This is a genomic window from Novosphingobium sp. PY1, from assembly GCF_017312445.1.
GTDB lineage: Bacteria > Pseudomonadota > Alphaproteobacteria > Sphingomonadales > Sphingomonadaceae > Novosphingobium.
In genome coordinates, this window is sequence record NZ_BLTI01000001.1 from 261,340 (window position 1) to 277,930 (window position 16,591).

At 64.7% G+C, this 16,591-nt stretch carries 10 protein-coding genes; 6 read left to right on the top strand and 4 right to left on the bottom strand.

Features of this window, described 5'->3' with window-relative positions:
- Positions 1-60: 60 nt before the first annotated feature.
- Positions 61-1,626, top strand: coding sequence for a carbon-nitrogen hydrolase family protein (locus J3474_RS01275; protein ID WP_207092833.1), 1,566 nt, complete (start codon positions 61-63; stop codon positions 1,624-1,626).
- A 16-nt stretch (positions 1,627-1,642) separates the two neighbouring features.
- The gene (locus J3474_RS01280; protein WP_013832309.1) at positions 1,643-3,424 is read left to right on the top strand and encodes an SLC13 family permease; all 1,782 of its coding nucleotides are present in this window, start codon (positions 1,643-1,645) and stop codon (positions 3,422-3,424) included.
- Positions 3,425-3,524: 100 nt separating this feature from the next.
- Here the strand turns inward: J3474_RS01280 and J3474_RS01285 are convergent, their stop codons facing one another.
- On the bottom strand, positions 3,525-4,835 hold the full coding sequence (locus tag J3474_RS01285) for an HD-GYP domain-containing protein (protein WP_242528125.1): 1,311 nt from the start codon (positions 4,833-4,835) through the stop codon (positions 3,525-3,527).
- 212 nt (positions 4,836-5,047) lie between these two features.
- On the opposite strand from J3474_RS01285, the gene J3474_RS01290 reads away from it, so the two are divergent.
- Both J3474_RS01290 and J3474_RS01295 read left to right on the top strand, forming a co-directional pair.
- A complete protein-coding gene (locus tag J3474_RS01290) occupies positions 5,048-6,403 on the top strand; it encodes a GntP family permease (RefSeq protein WP_041559240.1) in 1,356 nt (451 codons plus the stop codon).
- 168 nt (positions 6,404-6,571) lie between these two features.
- Positions 6,572-6,928, top strand: a complete 357-nt coding sequence (locus tag J3474_RS01295; protein ID WP_013832312.1) for a PilZ domain-containing protein — start codon at positions 6,572-6,574, stop codon at positions 6,926-6,928.
- Between the two features lie 6 nt (positions 6,929-6,934).
- On the opposite strand, the gene J3474_RS01300 is transcribed toward J3474_RS01295, so the two are convergent.
- From J3474_RS01300 to J3474_RS01310, 3 genes are all read right to left on the bottom strand, one after another.
- Complete coding sequence (locus J3474_RS01300; RefSeq protein WP_207092835.1) at positions 6,935-8,773, bottom strand: DUF389 domain-containing protein; 1,839 nt, start codon at positions 8,771-8,773, stop codon at positions 6,935-6,937.
- Positions 8,774-8,775: 2 nt separating this feature from the next.
- A complete protein-coding gene (locus J3474_RS01305; RefSeq protein ID WP_207092836.1) occupies positions 8,776-10,053 on the bottom strand; it encodes a sodium:proton antiporter in 1,278 nt (425 codons plus the stop codon).
- An 84-nt stretch (positions 10,054-10,137) separates the two neighbouring features.
- Positions 10,138-11,751, bottom strand: a complete 1,614-nt coding sequence (locus tag J3474_RS01310) for an alpha-amylase family glycosyl hydrolase (protein ID WP_207092837.1) — start codon at positions 11,749-11,751, stop codon at positions 10,138-10,140.
- A 212-nt stretch (positions 11,752-11,963) separates the two neighbouring features.
- Here J3474_RS01310 and J3474_RS01315 point away from each other — a divergent pair, with 212 nt between their 5' ends.
- Both J3474_RS01315 and glgB read left to right on the top strand, forming a co-directional pair.
- Positions 11,964-14,411 carry a glycogen/starch/alpha-glucan phosphorylase gene (locus J3474_RS01315; RefSeq protein ID WP_242528126.1) on the top strand — a complete coding sequence of 816 codons (2,448 nt, stop codon included), beginning with the start codon at positions 11,964-11,966 and terminating at the stop codon, positions 14,409-14,411.
- Positions 14,408-16,582, top strand: a complete 2,175-nt coding sequence (gene glgB, locus J3474_RS01320) for a 1,4-alpha-glucan branching protein GlgB (protein WP_207092839.1) — start codon at positions 14,408-14,410, stop codon at positions 16,580-16,582. Before J3474_RS01315 ends, glgB begins: the two co-directional genes overlap by 4 nt.
- Positions 16,583-16,591: the final 9 nt, after the last annotated feature.

Here is a 16,591-nt window from a genome sequence, read left to right on the forward strand (position 1 = left end):
TTCCTTTCGATGCAATAGACACTGGAACCCGGCGCGCGGCTGCGCGTAAGAAGGCGGCACATGGATCATACCAAAGCAAGACTCATCATTCGCCCAGCGACGGTTGCCGATGCTCCGGCCATCGCGCGGTTGTCCATCAAGGTCTATGGCAAGGCCGACTCCTTCACCCGCGCCGAAATCCGCGGCCAGCTCATCAACTTTCCCGAAGGCCAGTTCGTCGCCGAGTACGAAGGCAAGATCGTCGGCCACTGCGCGACGATGATCGTCAGTGCCGATCTCGCGTTCAAGCCGCATACCTGGGAAGAGATCAGCAACGGCGGCTATGGCCGCCCGCCGGCCGTGGACGGCGATGTCCTCTACGGTTTCGAGGTCTGCGTCGATCCCGACTTCCGCCGCCTGCGCATCGGCCAGCGCCTGTACCGCAAGCGCAAGGAACTGTGTCAGCATTTCGAGCTCAAAGGCATCGCCTTTGCCGGGCGCATGCCCGGCTACGCGCGCCGCCGCCGCCAGTATCCCAACCCGGCCGATTACGTGCACGCCGTGCGGGAGAAGAAAGTCCGCGACCAGGTTATCCTGTTCCAGATGAACGAAGGGTACGAGCCGCGCGGAATCATGCCGGACTACATTCCCAACGACAAGGAATCGGGTGGCTACGCGGTCCTGATGTACTGGACCAACCCGCTGGCACCGCGCGATACCGGCAAGGCCGTGCCTGGCCTGAAGGAACGCGTGCCCAGTTCGGTGCGGGTTGCCACCGTCCAGTTCATGATGCGCAAGATCGAGACGATCGACCAGTTCGAGGAACAGGTCGAGTACTGGGTCGACGTCGCTTCGGATTACGAGTCCGACTTCGTGGTCTTCCCCGAGCTGTTCACGCTCGAACTTCTCTCCATTGAGGAGAAGAAGCTGCAGCCGGCCCAGGCGATCGAGAAAGTCGCTACTTATACGGACCGTTTCGTCGAGTTCATGTCGCGCATGGCGGTAAGCTACAACGTCAACATTGTCGGCGGCTCGCACCCGACCAAGGTGAAGCGCGAAGGCGGCGGCAGCGAGATCCGCAATATCGGCTACACCTTCCTGCGGGACGGTGCAGTGCACGAATCGGAAAAGCTCCATCCCACGCCCTCGGAGCGCAGGTGGTGGAACATCCAGGGCGGCTACGGCGCCAATGTCATTCCCACCGACTGTGGCCCGATCGGGGTCATGATCTGCTATGACAGCGAGTTCCCGGAACTGGCGCGGCATCTCGTCAATCAGGGCGCGCTCATGCTCTTTGTGCCGTTCTGCACCGACGAGCGGCGCGGCTTCCTGCGCGCGCACTACTGCTGCCAGGCCCGCGCGGTCGAGAACCAGGTCTACGTCGTGACCTCGGGCGTCGTCGGCAACCTGCCGAACGTCGAGAACATGGACGTCCACTATGCCGAGAGCGCGATCCTGACGCCTTCGGACTTTCCTTTCTCGCGCGATGGCGTGGCGGCCCATGCTCCCGCCAACACCGAGACCATCGCCATTGCCGATCTATCGCTCGATTCCCTGCTGACCGCGCGTCAGTCGGGAACCGTCCAGAACCTGCGCGACCGCCGCTTCGACCTTTACCGGGTCGAGTGGACGCAGCAGCAGGCCTGAGGCCGGGGAACCCGCAATGGCCTTGCCAGACCTCCACGCCTTCGGCGCGATGTTCATCGCGCTGGGGATGTTCTACGGCTTTGCCAACGGCACCCTGCGCGTGGAAATCGTCTCGCTGCTGACGATCGGTTCGATCGCGCTCCTGCTCTACGTCCTGCCGATGCCGGGGCAGGACAAGTATGCAGGACTGGCGCTCGCCTTCGAGGGGTTCGGGCACTACGCGCTGGTGACGATCTGTTCGCTCATGATCCTCGGTCGAGGGCTGGTCGTGACCGGCTCACTGGACCCGGCGGCGCGGGCACTGGCCAGGGTATGGCAATACAACCGGTCGATTGGCCTGCTGTTGACAGTGGTCATGTGCATGTTCCTCTCGATGATCATCAACGACACTCCGGTGCTGGTGCTGATGATCCCGATTCTGGCTCAATTGGCGGGGCGCGGGGGCATGCCGGCATCGAAGACGCTGATCCCGGTCAATGCCGCGATCCTGATCGGCGGCATGGCGACGACCATCGGCACCTCGACGAACCTGCTGGTCGTCTCGATCGCGCAGGACCTGGGCATGAAGACGCTCACGGTCTTCCACTTCACCCCGATTGTTCTGTGCGCAATGGTCTTCGCGCTGCCCTACATCTGGCTGGTCATGCCGCGGCTGCTCCCCGACAATACCAAGGCCGTGGCGGTCGAGAGCCGCACGTTTCTTGCCAAGCTGCGGGTCGAGGGCGATTCGCCGATGCGCGGCAAGACCATCGAGGAAGTGCGCGGCAACGTACCTGCCGGGGTGAGCGTCTGGCTGCCGGTCGGCGCGAACGGCTCGGTTGACCGCCGGGTCATGGCCTCGGGCACGCTGGAAGACCTGCAGGAGGCCGCCCGCAAGCTCTCCGCGAAGCTCGCGCCGACCTGGCTGCTGGAGCGCATTCGCGCCAATTCCAGCCGCACCGGCGACGATCTGATGGTCGCCGAGATGATCATTGCTCCCGACAGCCGCCTGATCGGCCTGACGCCCAAGACGGCAGGCTTCGTCGGCGTGGCGCTGCTGGGCATCCACCACGCCCGCCAGCCGTTCCGCGATACCCGCCTGCATTCGCCCGATGCACCCATGATGGAAGGCGACGTGATGCTGGTCATGGGTATGGCCGGCGATCTGCGCCGCTTTGCGGAGAGCGACGGCTTGTTGCAGCTGGAAGGCGGGCAGGAAGTGACGCGTTCCACCAAGGCTCCGGTCGCGCTTGCGATCATGGCCGGCGCCGTCGGCCTTGCCAGCGTCGGTCTCGTGCCGATCGCGATTTCCTCGCTGGCCGGTGCGATCCTGATGTTCGTGACGGGGTGCGTACGCTTCGAGAGGGTGGGGCGGGCGCTGTCGGCGCAGGTCATCGTCCTTGTCGCCGCCTCGATTGCGCTCGGCAAGTTCATCCTCGTCTCGGGCGCCGCGGCATGGATGGGCGGACTGCTGGCAAGCGGCCTGCAGTACCTGCCGCCCGCAGGCGTGCTGGCCGCGATCATGGTCTTCGTCACCATGCTCACCAACTTCGCCTCGAACACCGCGGCAGCGGCGGTGGGCACCCCTATCGCCTTCAACATCGCCAGCCAGCTCAACCTGCCGCCCGAGCCGCTGGTGCTGGCGGTGCTGTTCGGCTGCAACCTGTGCTACGCGACCCCGGTCGCCTACCAGACCAACATGATGATCCTGACCGAGGGTGACTACCGTTTCGCGGACTACTTGCGCTCGGGCATCCCGCTGGTGCTGATCATGGTCGCCGCGCTTTCGACCACGCTGGTTTACTGGTACGGAATCTAGGCGCCAGACACCGCCTGACTGCCAGTCATCCCGGAACTACCTGTTATCCCGGATCGGGGCCGGGGCGACGGGCAGTTGCGCAATTGCGGCGCCTGCATCCCTAGTCCTGAGCGGACTTTCCGGTCAGGATCTGCTCGCGCAGTTCCTCCACCGGGGGCAGGCCCAGACCGTCCAGCGATTCCACGCCGATGATCGCGTCCTCGCCGAAGCAGTTGGACAGGACGATCGTCTTGGGCACAATGCGCTTGCGGTTCGCCAGCGAGTAGAAAGTGCGTACCGTCGGCGCGGCGGGCTCTTCGGGGTTCTGGTCGATGACCATGGCGATCCGTTCAGAACGCAGCAGCACGAACGAGCCGACCGGATAGACGCCCAGCGCCTCGACGAAGCGGTCCAGCACTTCGCCGTCGAACACGTCGCGCATCTCGATCAGTTCCTGCATGGCATTGGCAGGGTCCGCCGCATGCCCGTTGAGCATGCCCGAGACGATGTGGTCGTACGTGTCGCAGACCGCAGCCATGCGTGAGAGAAGGTCGACCTGCGAGCCGGAGAGGTTTTGCGGAAAGCCGGTTCCATCCAGCCGTTCGTGATGGCGCATCACCGCGTTCAGTACGTCCTCTGGAACTTCTCCTGCCGCTTCGAGCAGGTCCTTGCCGATGTAGGGATGGCGATGCCAGACATCGCTGGGGATCGCGCTGATGCCGCCCGCGTGGGGATCGATGTTGACGTAGAGCCGGCTCACGCCGACGTCGAGCAGCAGCCCGGCCATCCCGGCATTGCGCGTGTCGTTGGGCGACAGCTTCATCTGCCGGGCCAGTGAGATCATCAGCGCACTGACCGAGAGCATGTGCTGGTAGATCGTCTCGCTTTCCGCCTTGCAGCGCATCAGGCCGGAAAAGGCATAAGGATTGCGTTGGATCGAGGCGTAGATGTCCTCGACTACAGGAGTCACTTCGGCAACCCGCGGCGCCTTGCCGAGGCGTGCCTCGAGGAAGACCTTGGAGATGACCTTGCGTGCCTTGCCTGCAGTTTGCCGGGCCTTGCCGAATTCGCGCGCCATGGGAACGGGCCCCGACCTGAACGCGGCTGAATCGCCGCCGGTCGGACGCGCGATGACGGGGGCTGGGCGGGGCATCGTGCGGCTTTCGAACTGGCGGGACTGCATGGTGCCGTTCGGGCGCGGCGCCGAAACCACGGTCGCTGCAGCCCTGTCCTCGTTTGCGGGCAGGTCGATGCCGCGATCGGTGTCGATGATGATGGCGTCCAGCTTGCTTGACCGCAAGGTCTCGAGCTTGTCTTCATCGCTCAAGACGAAGCGGGCCTTCCAGAAGGGATGACTCAGCCAATTTCCCTGAAAACCGTGAATGAACATGCCCAGTTCGACCTGGGACGTGGAAATTTTCTTTAACGCCATGCGACCGCCAAGTTTTGTCAGTAGCCGCAGGTTACGGGTCATAGCGTTAAAAGAGGTTATGGTTTCTTTGGGTAACGGTCGTTTAACCAACTGACACATTGCTTCATGGACAAGCCGCGCCCGTCACTGCAACATGAGGACAACACGCGATAAATCCGCAAGGGATGCGCGCGTTCGCCGAAGACGGGCAATGCTTGAGGGAGAATGAGGTCTTGATCAGTGCCATCGGTCTTGCAGGAGCCCTGATCCTGCTGATCTGGATGACGGTGCGGGGCGTGAACATCCTTCTTGCCGGGCCCATTGCCGCCGCGATCGTCGCGTGGACGAGCGGGCTGGCGTGGTTGCCCCCGCTCGCTGCCCAAGGCGCGCCGGATTTCGCGACTGCCTACATGAAAGGCTTCACCGGTTTCTTCGGCGACTGGTTCCTGATGTTCCTGCTGGGCGCAATCTTCGGCGAAGTCATGGGTGCAAGCGGTGCGGCTGCCAGCGTGGCGCACTGGGTTGTCAGGAAGATCGGCATCCGTCACTCCGTGCTCGCGGTCGTCGCGGCCTGTGCCATCCTCACTTACGGGGGCGTGTCGGTTTTTATCGTCGGCTTCGCGGTCTATCCCCTGGCCGTCCACCTTTTCCGCGAGGCAGACATGCCGCGCCGCTTCATCCCTGGCGCGCTTTGCTTCGGTTCGGTGACCTTCACGATGACGAGCGCGGGTTCTCCCGAGATACAGAACCTGATCCCGATGCAGTATCTGGGTACCGACGCCTACGCCGGCTGGCAGGTCAGCCTCGTCGTCGCGTTGCTGATGGCGGGCCTGGGCTATTTCCTGCTCGACCGCATGGTGAAGCGGGCCGTGGCGCGCGGTGAGCGCTTCGAGAGCAGGCCGGGCGACGATACCAGTTCCGCCGACCGGCACTTGCCCCATCCGCTATTGTGCATCCTGCCGCTTGTCGCCGTGCTCGGCGTCTTCATGCTTTTCCAGTATCCGCAGGCGATAGCCGGTCTGGCGGCGCTGCTGCCCGGCGCGTCGCTGGGCAAATGGGCGCTGGTCGTCGCGCTGGGCGCAGGTACGGCTATCGCGGTCCTGATCGGGCTGCGCTCGCGCGGGGCGATGCCCGCCGCATTTTCGCGCGGGGCGACCGGCGCAGTCGTCGCGATCACCAACACTTGCGCGGTCGTCGGCTTCGGGGCCGTGGCATCGCTGTCACCCGCATTTCAGGCGGCGCTCGATGCCGTCCAGCACCTGCCGGGCGATCCGCTTATCGGCGCAGCCATTGCGGTAACAGTGATCGCGGGGCTTACCGGCTCCGCTTCGGGCGGCCAGTCGATCGCGCTGCCCTTGCTGGCACCCGGCTATCTGGCCATGGGCGCGGACCCTTCGCAACTCCACCGGACCGTGGCCATTGCCAGCGGCGCGCTCGATAGTCTGCCGCACAACGGCTACGTGGTAACGACGATCCGGGCGATCTGCGGGGAGACCCACCGCGACGCCTATCCTGCAGTGGGCCTGCTCACCGTCGTGGTGCCGACGATCGGCCTTGCCGTCGCGATCGCGCTTTTCGCGATTGGCTGACAGGAACCGGCGGCCAGCCCGCCGGACCCTCAGTATTCCTGCAATCCTAAGGGTGAACTCAGGGCCTGCCCCTATTAACCTTGTTTCGCCGTCGCCGTCCTATCCGATCATGAGCCGGGCGAAGGGTCGCATCTGCCCGGCAGATAAAATCGGGTCGGAGTTTCAGGAATGGATCAGGGTGATCGCGCATCGCGCCAGGCAGAGAGGTTGTCCGTCATGGTCCCTGCCGTCTGCCGCCTGCGCAACGGGTTTCGCGACCAGGTGATGGTATATGACATTTCCACCGGCGGTTGCCGGATCAAGAGCTGCGCGGTGACCTTGCGGGTCGGCGACATCGTCGTGGTCCGCCCCGAAATGCTCGAAGGACTGGGCGGTGAAGTGCGCTGGGTCATTGGCCGCGAGGCTGGCATCCGCTTCGTCCAGCCACTGTATGCGCCGGTCGTCGAGCACTTGCACCGCAACCACCGCACGTTCCTGACTTCGGTGCGCAATTCGGCTTCGCCGCCGCTTCGGATGATTGCCTGATAGCGTCTATCGCCCCGAAGTCTGCTGCCCCGCGGCCTCCTGCGCCGCGGCCTTGTCCGCTGCCGCCTTCTGAGCGGTGGCGCGTGCAGCTTCGGCAGCCTGTTGCGAAGGGCTTTGCCCATAGACACTGACTGTCGCCGTGGGCACCAGCATTTCGCTTTCCTCGTCCGTCGCCTGTCCCGGCCTGGCCGTGTCCTTCGGCTTTGGCGAGGCGCCCGGGGCAGGCACCGGATGCTGGACCTGCACTTCGATCCCGGCGTCCGAGAAGAACTTCACCAGGGCGCCGAGGTGTTCCTCGTCTTCGCTTGAAACCGAAACCCTGGCCATGCCCCAGCGCTGGAGCGCCCATAGCGCCAGATCGGCGGAAATCGCGCCTTCCGGGTGCTTCCTGCCGTTCTCGCCTGACAGGGCAACGTTCATGACGGCCTGTGCCGGCGGCACGATCCGGACTGTCCAGCCCTGCGTCTCCTTGCTCGCAGCCTGTTCGGTCGTGCGATAGTCCGCCAGGGTCCAGCCGGGCGCGGGGATCGGTTCGACATAGACCATCCGCTGGGCGCGGTCGCTCCATACCGAGCGCGTGGGCAGGCCCACGCTCTGGCGGATGGCATTGAACGGCGGGACGTCTGCCGCGATGCCGGCCGCCGTGCGCTCCATCGCCGCATCGACCATGGCTCGGGTCTGGGCCTGCACGTCGGCGGCCAGAACCTGCTGCAGGTTGATGGTCACCTCGTCGCCCAGGGCCTTGCGGATCAGCTCCTCGGCGGAGGCTTCGGCATTGGTCGTATAGCTGCGGGCGATCACGAGGGCGTCGACCGAGGGCGCGCTGAACACGCCGGATTTGACGTCGAGCTGGGCAATGGTGACGCCCTTGGTGCCGCAAGCCTGCAGGATCGCGGCCCGCGCGGCGGTGCGGATCTTGGCCTCGGTCGACAGCTTCATCAGCGTCATCGACAGCGGCGTGCCGAGGGCGAGGAAGGCCGCGACAAGGATGGTCACGTAACGCGGCGTCCATTCGACCTTGCCGAAGGGACGGGCAGCCCCGGATAGCCGCGCGATGAGCGCGAAGGCGAAAGTGATCGCGGCAAGGTTGGTCAGGAAGAGGAGCAGCGCGCCCATCGCGAACATCGGCTGGAACACGCCGATGCCGTAGCCGATGACGGTCAGCGGCGGCATCAGCGCAGTGGCGATGGCAACGCCGATGGCAGTACCCCCCTTGCCGATCACCGTCGAGTAGCCGCCGGCAATCCCCGAAAACAGCGCAATGGCGAGGTCGAGCAGGTTGGGTTCGGTGCGCGCGAGGATCTCGGGCGTGGCGTTGCGGATCGGCGAAAGCCATGTCAGCAGCATTCCGGTAAGGATGCCGATGGCCGCGCCCACCGCCACCACCTTGGCCGCGTCGCGGATGCGATGGCCGTCGAGCGAGGCGAAGCCGAAGCCCATCGAGGCGATCGGCGCCATCAGCGGCGAGACGAGCATCGCGCCGATCACGACAGCCGTCGAGGATTGCAGCAGGCCGAGCGTGGCGATGCCTGCGGCGAGGGCGGACATCAGGATATAACCGTTGGTCAGTTCCCCGTCCTTGCGCACGTGCTGGCGCAAGTCGTAGGCCTGATCCGGCGTCAATTGCGGCAACAGCACAGCGTGGGCCAGGCGCAGGCGCATGAGGTGCACGAATGCCTCGGCGCGGCGTATCCACATGGGCCGCTTCTTCCAGGCGGCTTCGACCCGGCTGGCGAATGCGGCGTTGGGTTCGCGTGCGTCGTGCGGGGAAGACCGGCCAGCGCCGGATGGGTTCGACTGACCCGGCAATGGGTCGTCGGGCATGGCCGTCGGGGTGTCGTTCATGGTCAGGCTTTCTGTGCCGGGGCCGTTGCCTGGCGGCTCCTGATGCGGGCGATCAGGCCGGAGATGGTGCTGCCCTGCGCGACGACCGCGAAGAGAACGACGATGTAGGTGACGACCAGCAGTTCGTCACGAATGACCGAGGCGGGCAGGGCCAGCGCGAGCGCCACCGAAATGCCGCCGCGCAGTCCGCCCCAGACCAGCGTGGGAAAGGCGAGCGGGCCCATGTCGATCATCCTCTTCATGGCTGCCAGCGGCACGCCGACCGCGATCATCCGGGCGATGAGCACGATCACGATCGCGCCGAGCCCGGCGAGGATATACGTGTTTTCGAATTCGAGGGCGATGACTTCGAGGCCGATCAGCAGGAACAGGACGGCGTTGAGAATCTCGTCGATCAGCGCCCAGAACTTGATGATGTAGTCGCGCGTCACGTCGCTCATGGCATGGGCGACACCGGCATTGCCGATGATCAGGCCGGCGACCGCCATCGCTACCGGTCCGCTGACATGGAGCGCCATGGCAAGACTGTAGCCGCCCATCACGACGGCAAGGCTGATCATCGCCTCGATGTTGTACTCGTCGATGGATTTCATCGCGACGTAACCGATCCAGCCGACCACGAGGCCCAGCACTGCGCCGCCCAGCGCTTCCTGCACGAAATGTCCGATGGCAAAGGACCAGCTGAAGGTCTCTGCGCCGGTCGCCAGCGAGACGAGGATGGTGAAGACAACGACGCCGATGCCGTCGTTGAACAGGCTCTCGCCCGCAACCGTCGCCTGCAGGGTATCGGGCATGGCCGCGCGCTTCATCACCGCCATGACCGAAACCGGGTCGGTCGGCGATATCAGTGCGCCGAAGACGAGGCTCCACATCAGGGGCACGGTGAGGCCGAGCAGCATGGTCAGGTAGTGGAAGGCAAAGCCGACGATTGCCGTCGACAGGACTACGCCCACGGTACTGAAGACCAGGATCGGCCAGCGGCCCTTGCGCATGTTCGACCAGCTCACGTGCATCGCACCGGCGAACAGCAGGAACGAGAGCATCCCCTCCATCAGCGTGGTGCTGAAGTCGATGTCGTTGAGGAAGCGTCCGAATTTCTCGGCCATGCTGCTGCTGGGCACCAGCTTGTCGTAAGCGACGATCAGCAGCGAGGCGAGCGTGCCCATGACCGTCAGTCCGACGGTCGAAGGGAGCTTGAGAACGCGGTAGTTGAAGTAACCGAGCCCGGCAGCAAGGACGATGAGGATCGCGGCGGCGTCGAACGCGGTCAGGTCATGCATGGGTGGGACATTAGCCTGACCTGGAACGATTTCCTAGCTCGCCCGGACAGAATCGGCGGGCACCAGCGTTCACGCGCCGCCGCGTCAGCCCAGTTCCAGCCAGATCGAGCCGAAGCCGGGAAGGGCGCCGTCGCCGCCCCCGTTCACCAGCAGCAGCACTTCGCCCTGCGCCGCTTCGGGCACTGCGACCGGCTCTTCGCCAAGGTTGAAGAGGCACAGGATGCGCGTTTCGCCCAAGCTGCGGATGAACGACAGCAGGTTGCCTTGCGCCCGGCAATCGGTGAGATCGCCAAGCCGCAGTGCGGGATGGGCCTTGCGCAAGGCAAGAAGCCTGCGGGTGAACTGCAGGAGCGATTGCGGATCGTCTTCCTGCCGCGAGACCGCGCGTGAGAGGTTCTGCGGCGAGAGGGGCAGCCAGGGCGTGCCGGTGGTGAACCCGCCTTGCGCGCTTTCGTCCCAGGGCATCGGCGTGCGGGCCCCGTCGCGTGACAGTGTCAGCGGCCAGTTGGCGATTGCCTCCGGGTCCTGCAGCAGATCGTAGGGGATGGTGTCCTGTTCAAGGCCCAGTTCCTCGCCTTCGTAGATGATTGCATTGCCGCGCAGGGCGAGTAGCAGGGCCAGCTTGGTACGGGCGAAACGGGCCATGTCGCCTCCGCCGCACCAGCGCGAGACGGCGCGCGGTGCGTCGTGGTTCTCGAAAGCCCAGCTCGGCCAGCCGCCCGCGTCATCCGGTCCTTCGGTCCAGCGCTCGAGCGTCGCGGCAACGACATCGGCGCTCAGCAGCGGGGCATAGAGGAAGTCGAAGCCGTAGGCGCTGTTGAGGCGATTCTCGCCCGCGGTATAGGCGCGCCGGTCGGCCTGCGGTTCGTCGCCGCCGATCTCGGCCACGGTATGGATCGCGCCCGCGCCATATTCGTCGCAAAGCGCGCGCAGCCTGTGCACGAAATGGACCATGTCTGGGTGCGACTGGCTGTAGGTCTTGAGCTGGAAATCGAAGGGCCGGGTCCGGACGCGGCCATCCTCCGGCGCAGGCGGATTGTCGCGCAGCAGCGGGTCGTGCATCGCGTGGTTCAGCGCATCGAGGCGGAATCCGTCGACTCCGCGGTCCAGCCAGAACCGCGCAACGTCCAGCACGGCCTGCTGCACCGCCGGTTCATGCATGTTGAGCTGCGGCTGCTCCTTGAGGAACGTGTGCATGTAGTACTGGCGGCGGCGGGCGTCCCAGGTCCATGCCGGGCCGCCGAACACGGATTGCCAGTTGCTCGGCGGTCCCCCGTCGGGCCGGGGATCGTGCCAGACGTACCAGTCGGCCTTGTCGCCTTCGCGCGAGGCGCGGCTCTCGGTGAACCACGGGTGCAGGTCCGAGGTATGGGCATAGACCTGGTCGATGATGACCTTGAGGCCCAGTTCGTGCGCGCGTGCGACCAGTGCGTCGAAGTCGGCGAGGGTGCCGAAGATCGGGTCGACATCGCAATAGTCGGCCACGTCGTAGCCGAAATCGCGCATTGGCGAGGTGAAGAAGGGCGAGATCCAGATGGCATCGACGCCCAGCGCAGCGACATGGTCAAGCCGCCGGGTGATTCCCGGCAGGTCGCCGATGCCGTCGCCATTCGAATCCTGAAAGCTGCGCGGGTAGATCTGGTAGATCACGGCGCCCTTCCACCAGGGCGTCGAATGGGCGGTCTCGGGCAGGCTCATGCGCACCTTTCGCGGCTGGGGGCTCAGCGCGAACATAGATCACCGATTGACGCTGCGCGCAAATTTTTTGCGGCACTGCACAATGGCTCTTGTAGAGCGGTGGGGCTGTGCTAGCCATGTATCGGAAGATTGGGATCGAGAGGAGGGTGTCGCCCCCGTATCGGCGATAATCGGTGCCGCATCCTGGCGCCTGAACGGGCGGCCCGGACGGCATGTTCAGGAGTGCGCCCGTGGCTACTGATCCTGTCCTCGCTTCCAAGTCCGCATTCCAGTCGGAGTTCGACGAACATATCGTCCGGGTCCTGCGTCACCGCATCGGCAAGGACGAAAAGGCGGCCAAGAAGCACGACTGGTACAATGCGTCGATCTATGCCCTGCGCGATGCCATTATCGACCGCTGGATCGAATCGACGCGCCGCACCTACGATGCCGGCGACAAGCGGGTGTACTACCTCTCGATGGAGTTCCTGATCGGGCGGCTGCTGCGCGATGCGCTGTCCAACATGGGCATGACCCGCCAGATGGAGCAGGCACTGCGGGCCCACGGCCTCGACCTTGCCGAGCTGGAAGAGCTGGAACCCGACGCGGCGCTCGGCAACGGAGGGCTCGGGCGCCTTGCCGCCTGCTTCATGGAAAGCCTCGCGACGCTCGACATTCCCGCTTACGGCTATGGCATCCGTTACGTGAACGGCATGTTCCGCCAGCGCATCAGCGATGGCTGGCAGGTCGAATTGCCCGAGACCTGGCTGGCCCACGGCAACCCCTGGGAATTCGACCGGATGGAATGTTCCTACCGGATCGGCTTCGGCGGCGAGGTCGTGGCCAAGGGCGACCACGTGACCTGGAATCCGGCCGAGGCGGTCGAGGCAACGGCCGTCGATACCCCGGTTGTGGGCTGGCGCGGCAAGCGGGTGAACACCCTGCGCCTGTGGACCGCGAGTCCGCTCGATCCGATCCGGCTCGATGCCTTCAATGCGGGCGACCACTTCGGCGCGCTGGAAGAGCAGGTGCGGGCCGACAGCCTCGTGCGCGTGCTCTATCCGGCTGATCAGACCCCGGCCGGGCAGGAACTGCGGCTGCGGCAGGAGTACTTCTTCACTGCGGCATCGGTGCAGGACATCGTGCGCCGGCACATGCAATACGAGAACGACATCCGGACCCTGCCGGAAAAAGCCGCGATCCAGCTCAACGATACGCACCCTTCGGTCGCGGTGGCCGAACTGATGCGCCTGTTCGTCGACGAACACGGGCTGGAGTTCAACGAGGCCTGGGCGCTGTGCCAGAAGACCGTTTCCTACACCAATCACACCCTTTTACCCGAAGCGCTGGAATCCTGGCCGCTGCCGCTGTTCGAACGGCTGCTGCCGCGCCACATGCAGATCATCTATGCGATCAACAGCCGGGTCCTGCGCGAGGCGCGCAAGGCGGGCTGCGACGACGCGCAGATCGCGGCGATCTCGCTTATCGACGAAGGCGGAGAGCGGCGCGTGCGCATGGCCAACCTCGCCTTTGCCGGGGCCCATTCGATCAACGGCGTGGCCGCACTGCATACCGAACTGATGAAGGAGACGGTCTTTGCCGACCTGCACCGCCTTTATCCGGATCGGATCAACAACAAGACCAACGGCGTCACTCCGCGGCGCTGGTTGCAGCAGTGCAATCCCGGGCTGACCAAGGTCATTCGCGACGCGATCGGCGACGAATTCCTCGACGATGCCGCGAAGCTGACGGCCCTCAATGCCCTGGCCGGCGATGCCGCGCTGGGTGAGCGGATCGCCGAAGTAAAGCGCTCGAACAAGGTTGCGCTGTCCGACTACATCAAGCGCACCATGGGTATCCGCCTCGATCCCGATGCCCTGTTCGACGTCCAGATTAAGCGCATCCACGAATACAAGCGCCAGCTCCTGAACCTGATCGAGACGGTGGCGCTCTACGACCAGATTCGCAGCCATCCCGAGCGCGACTGGATTCCGCGCGTGAAGATCTTCGGCGGCAAGGCCGCGCCGAGCTATCACAACGCCAAGCTCGTCATCAAACTGGCCAACGACATCGCGCGCAGGGTCAACGCCGACCCGTCCGTAGGCGGGCTGCTCAAGGTTGTGTTCGTGCCCAACTACAACGTCAGCCTGGCCGAACGGATCATCCCCGCGGCCGACCTGTCGGAACAGATCTCGACTGCGGGCATGGAAGCCTCGGGCACCGGCAACATGAAGTTCGCGCTCAACGGCGCGCTGACCATCGGCACGCTCGACGGCGCCAATGTCGAGATCAGGGACCACGTCGGCGACGAAAACATTGTGATCTTCGGCCTCACTGCCGAAGAGGTGGCGGAAAAGCGTGCCGATGGGTACAATCCGCGCGAAGTCATCGAAGGGTCGCGCGAACTGGGGCAGGCGCTTTCCGCCATCGCCTCCGGCGTGTTTTCGCCCGACGATCCGAACCGCTACACAGGCCTTGTCGGCGGCATCTACGACCACGACTGGTTTATGTGCGCGGCCGACTTCGATAGTTATGCTGCGGCCCAGCGTTCGGTCGACGCGCGCTGGGAGGACAAGGCCGGCTGGCGTGCGGCGGCGATCCGCAACATCGCCAATGTCGGCTGGTTTTCCTCTGACCGGACCATCTCGGAATATGCCAAAGACATCTGGAAGGTGATGTGAAGCCAACGAAGAGCGCCCTTGAATCCCTTCTTCTAGGTTCTCACGCCGATCCATTTTCGTTGCTTGGTCTGTATTCCGGTCCCACTGGCAGTTTCGCGCGGGCGATCCTGCCCGGGGCCGATACGGTCGAGGCCTTCAGTCTCGACGGCAAGGCTCTCGGCACGCTCGACAAGGTCGATGACCGCTGCCTGTTCGAAGGGGAACTGGCAGGCAAACCGCAGCCGGTGCGCTACCGCTGCAGCGCCGGCGAGCACGACTGGCTCGTCACAGACCCCTACAGCTTCGGGCCTGTGCTCGGCCCGCTCGATGACCTGCTGATCGCGGAAGGAACGCACCAGCGCCTGTTCGACAAGCTGGGCGCTCACATCATCGATCACCAGGGGGCGAGCGGCGTCCACTTTGCGGTCTGGGCGCCCAATGCCCGCCTCGTCAGCGTGGTAGGCGATTTCAACGATTGGGACCCTGCGCGCCATGTCATGCGCCATCGCAAGGACATCGGCGTCTGGGAGATCTTCATTCCCGACATCGGCGACTACCGCGCCTATAAATACCGCATCGTCGGGGCCGACGGCGCGGTGCAGCCGCTCAAGGCCGATCCCTTCGCCTTCATGGCCGAGATCCGCCCCAAGAGCGCCTCGATGACGGCGCACCCGGCCAAGCTGGACTGGGGCGACGAGGCGCATCGTGCGCACTGGGCTTCGGTCGATCCGCGCAAGGTGCCGATCTCGATCTACGAGGTCCATGCCGGCTCGTGGCAGCGCGACCAGTGGAACTGGTTTCTGAATTGGGATGAACTGGCCGATCGTCTCATCCCCTATGTTGTCGACATGGGCTTTACCCATATCGAGTTCCTGCCGATCAGCGAGCATCCCTACGATCCCTCGTGGGGCTACCAGACGACCGGCCTGTTCGCGCCGACCGCGCGCTTCGGCGAACCGGCAGGCTTTGCGCGGTTTGTCGACGGGGCGCACCGCGCCGGCATCGGCGTGCTCCTCGACTGGGTTCCGGCGCACTTTCCCACCGACGAACATGGACTTGTCCGCTTCGACGGCACCGCGCTTTACGAGCACGAGGACCCCAGGCTCGGCTATCATCCGGACTGGAACACGCTGATCTACAATTTCGGCCGGCGCGAGGTGTCGAGCTTCCTTGTCAACAATGCGCTGTTCTGGGCCGAACGCTACCATGTCGACGGGCTGCGCGTGGATGCCGTCGCCTCGATGCTCTACCGCGACTACTCGCGCAAGGCCGGCGAATGGATACCCAACCCGCAGGGCGGGCGAGAGAACTGGGAAGCGGTGGATTTCCTGCGCGCCACCAACCGCGCGCTTTACGGCACGCATCCCGGCTTTATGACATTCGCCGAGGAATCCACTGCATGGCCCGGCGTCACCCAGCCTGCCTACGACTCCGCAGAAGGGGAACGGCCGACCGCGCTGGGTTTCGGCTTCAAGTGGAACATGGGCTTCATGCACGACACGTTGCAGTACATGAGCCGCGATGCCGTGCACCGGCGCTATCACCATCAGGACATCACTTTTGGCCTGATGTACGCCTTCAGCGAGAACTTCGTCCTGCCGCTCAGCCATGACGAGGTCGTCCACGGCAAAGGCTCGCTGCTCAACAAGATGAGCGGCGACGACTGGCAGAAGTTCGCCAATCTGCGTGCCTACTATGCGCTCATGTGGGGGTATCCCGGCAAGAAGCTGCTGTTCATGGGGCAGGAATTCGCCCAGCGCCGCGAATGGAGCGAGGAGCGCGCGCTGGACTGGGAACTGTGCGACGCCCCCGCGCACGAAGGCATCCGCAATCTGGTGAAGGATCTCAATCGCCTCTACCGCCAGAAGCCCGCGCTTCATGCAGGCGATTGCGACGCGGGGTGCTTTGAATGGCTCATCGTCGACGATTCCCAGAATTCGGTCTTCGCGTGGCTGCGCAAGGCGCCGGGCGCGAAGCCGGTTGCGGTGATATCGAACATGACCCCGGCGCTGCGCAGCGGATACCGCGTGCCGCTGCCGCACGAGGGCAAGTGGAACGAGATCCTCAACAGCGATTCCGCGCATTACGGCGGATCGGGCAAGGGTAACCTGGGGCAGGTGAAGTCCGAAGGCGGTGCGGCGACGGTGACCTTGCCGCCGCTGGGTACTATCATGCTCGAATATGCGGGCTGAAGCAGGAGA

Bases quoted from the DNA above. Each gene is read 5' to 3' on its own strand.
- J3474_RS01275 (WP_207092833.1), top strand. From the start codon at position 61: ATGGATCATACCAAAGCAAGACTCATCATTCGCCCAGCGACGGTTGCC.
- J3474_RS01280 (WP_013832309.1), top strand. From the start codon at position 1,643: ATGGCCTTGCCAGACCTCCACGCCTTCGGCGCGATGTTCATCGCGCTG.
- J3474_RS01285 (WP_242528125.1), bottom strand. From the start codon at position 4,835: ATGGCGTTAAAGAAAATTTCCACGTCCCAGGTCGAACTGGGCATGTTC.
- J3474_RS01295 (WP_013832312.1), top strand. From the start codon at position 6,572: ATGGATCAGGGTGATCGCGCATCGCGCCAGGCAGAGAGGTTGTCCGTC.
- J3474_RS01300 (WP_207092835.1), bottom strand. From the start codon at position 8,773: ATGAACGACACCCCGACGGCCATGCCCGACGACCCATTGCCGGGTCAG.
- J3474_RS01305 (WP_207092836.1), bottom strand. From the start codon at position 10,053: ATGCATGACCTGACCGCGTTCGACGCCGCCGCGATCCTCATCGTCCTT.
- J3474_RS01310 (WP_207092837.1), bottom strand. From the start codon at position 11,751: ATGAGCCTGCCCGAGACCGCCCATTCGACGCCCTGGTGGAAGGGCGCC.
- J3474_RS01315 (WP_242528126.1), top strand. From the start codon at position 11,964: ATGTTCAGGAGTGCGCCCGTGGCTACTGATCCTGTCCTCGCTTCCAAG.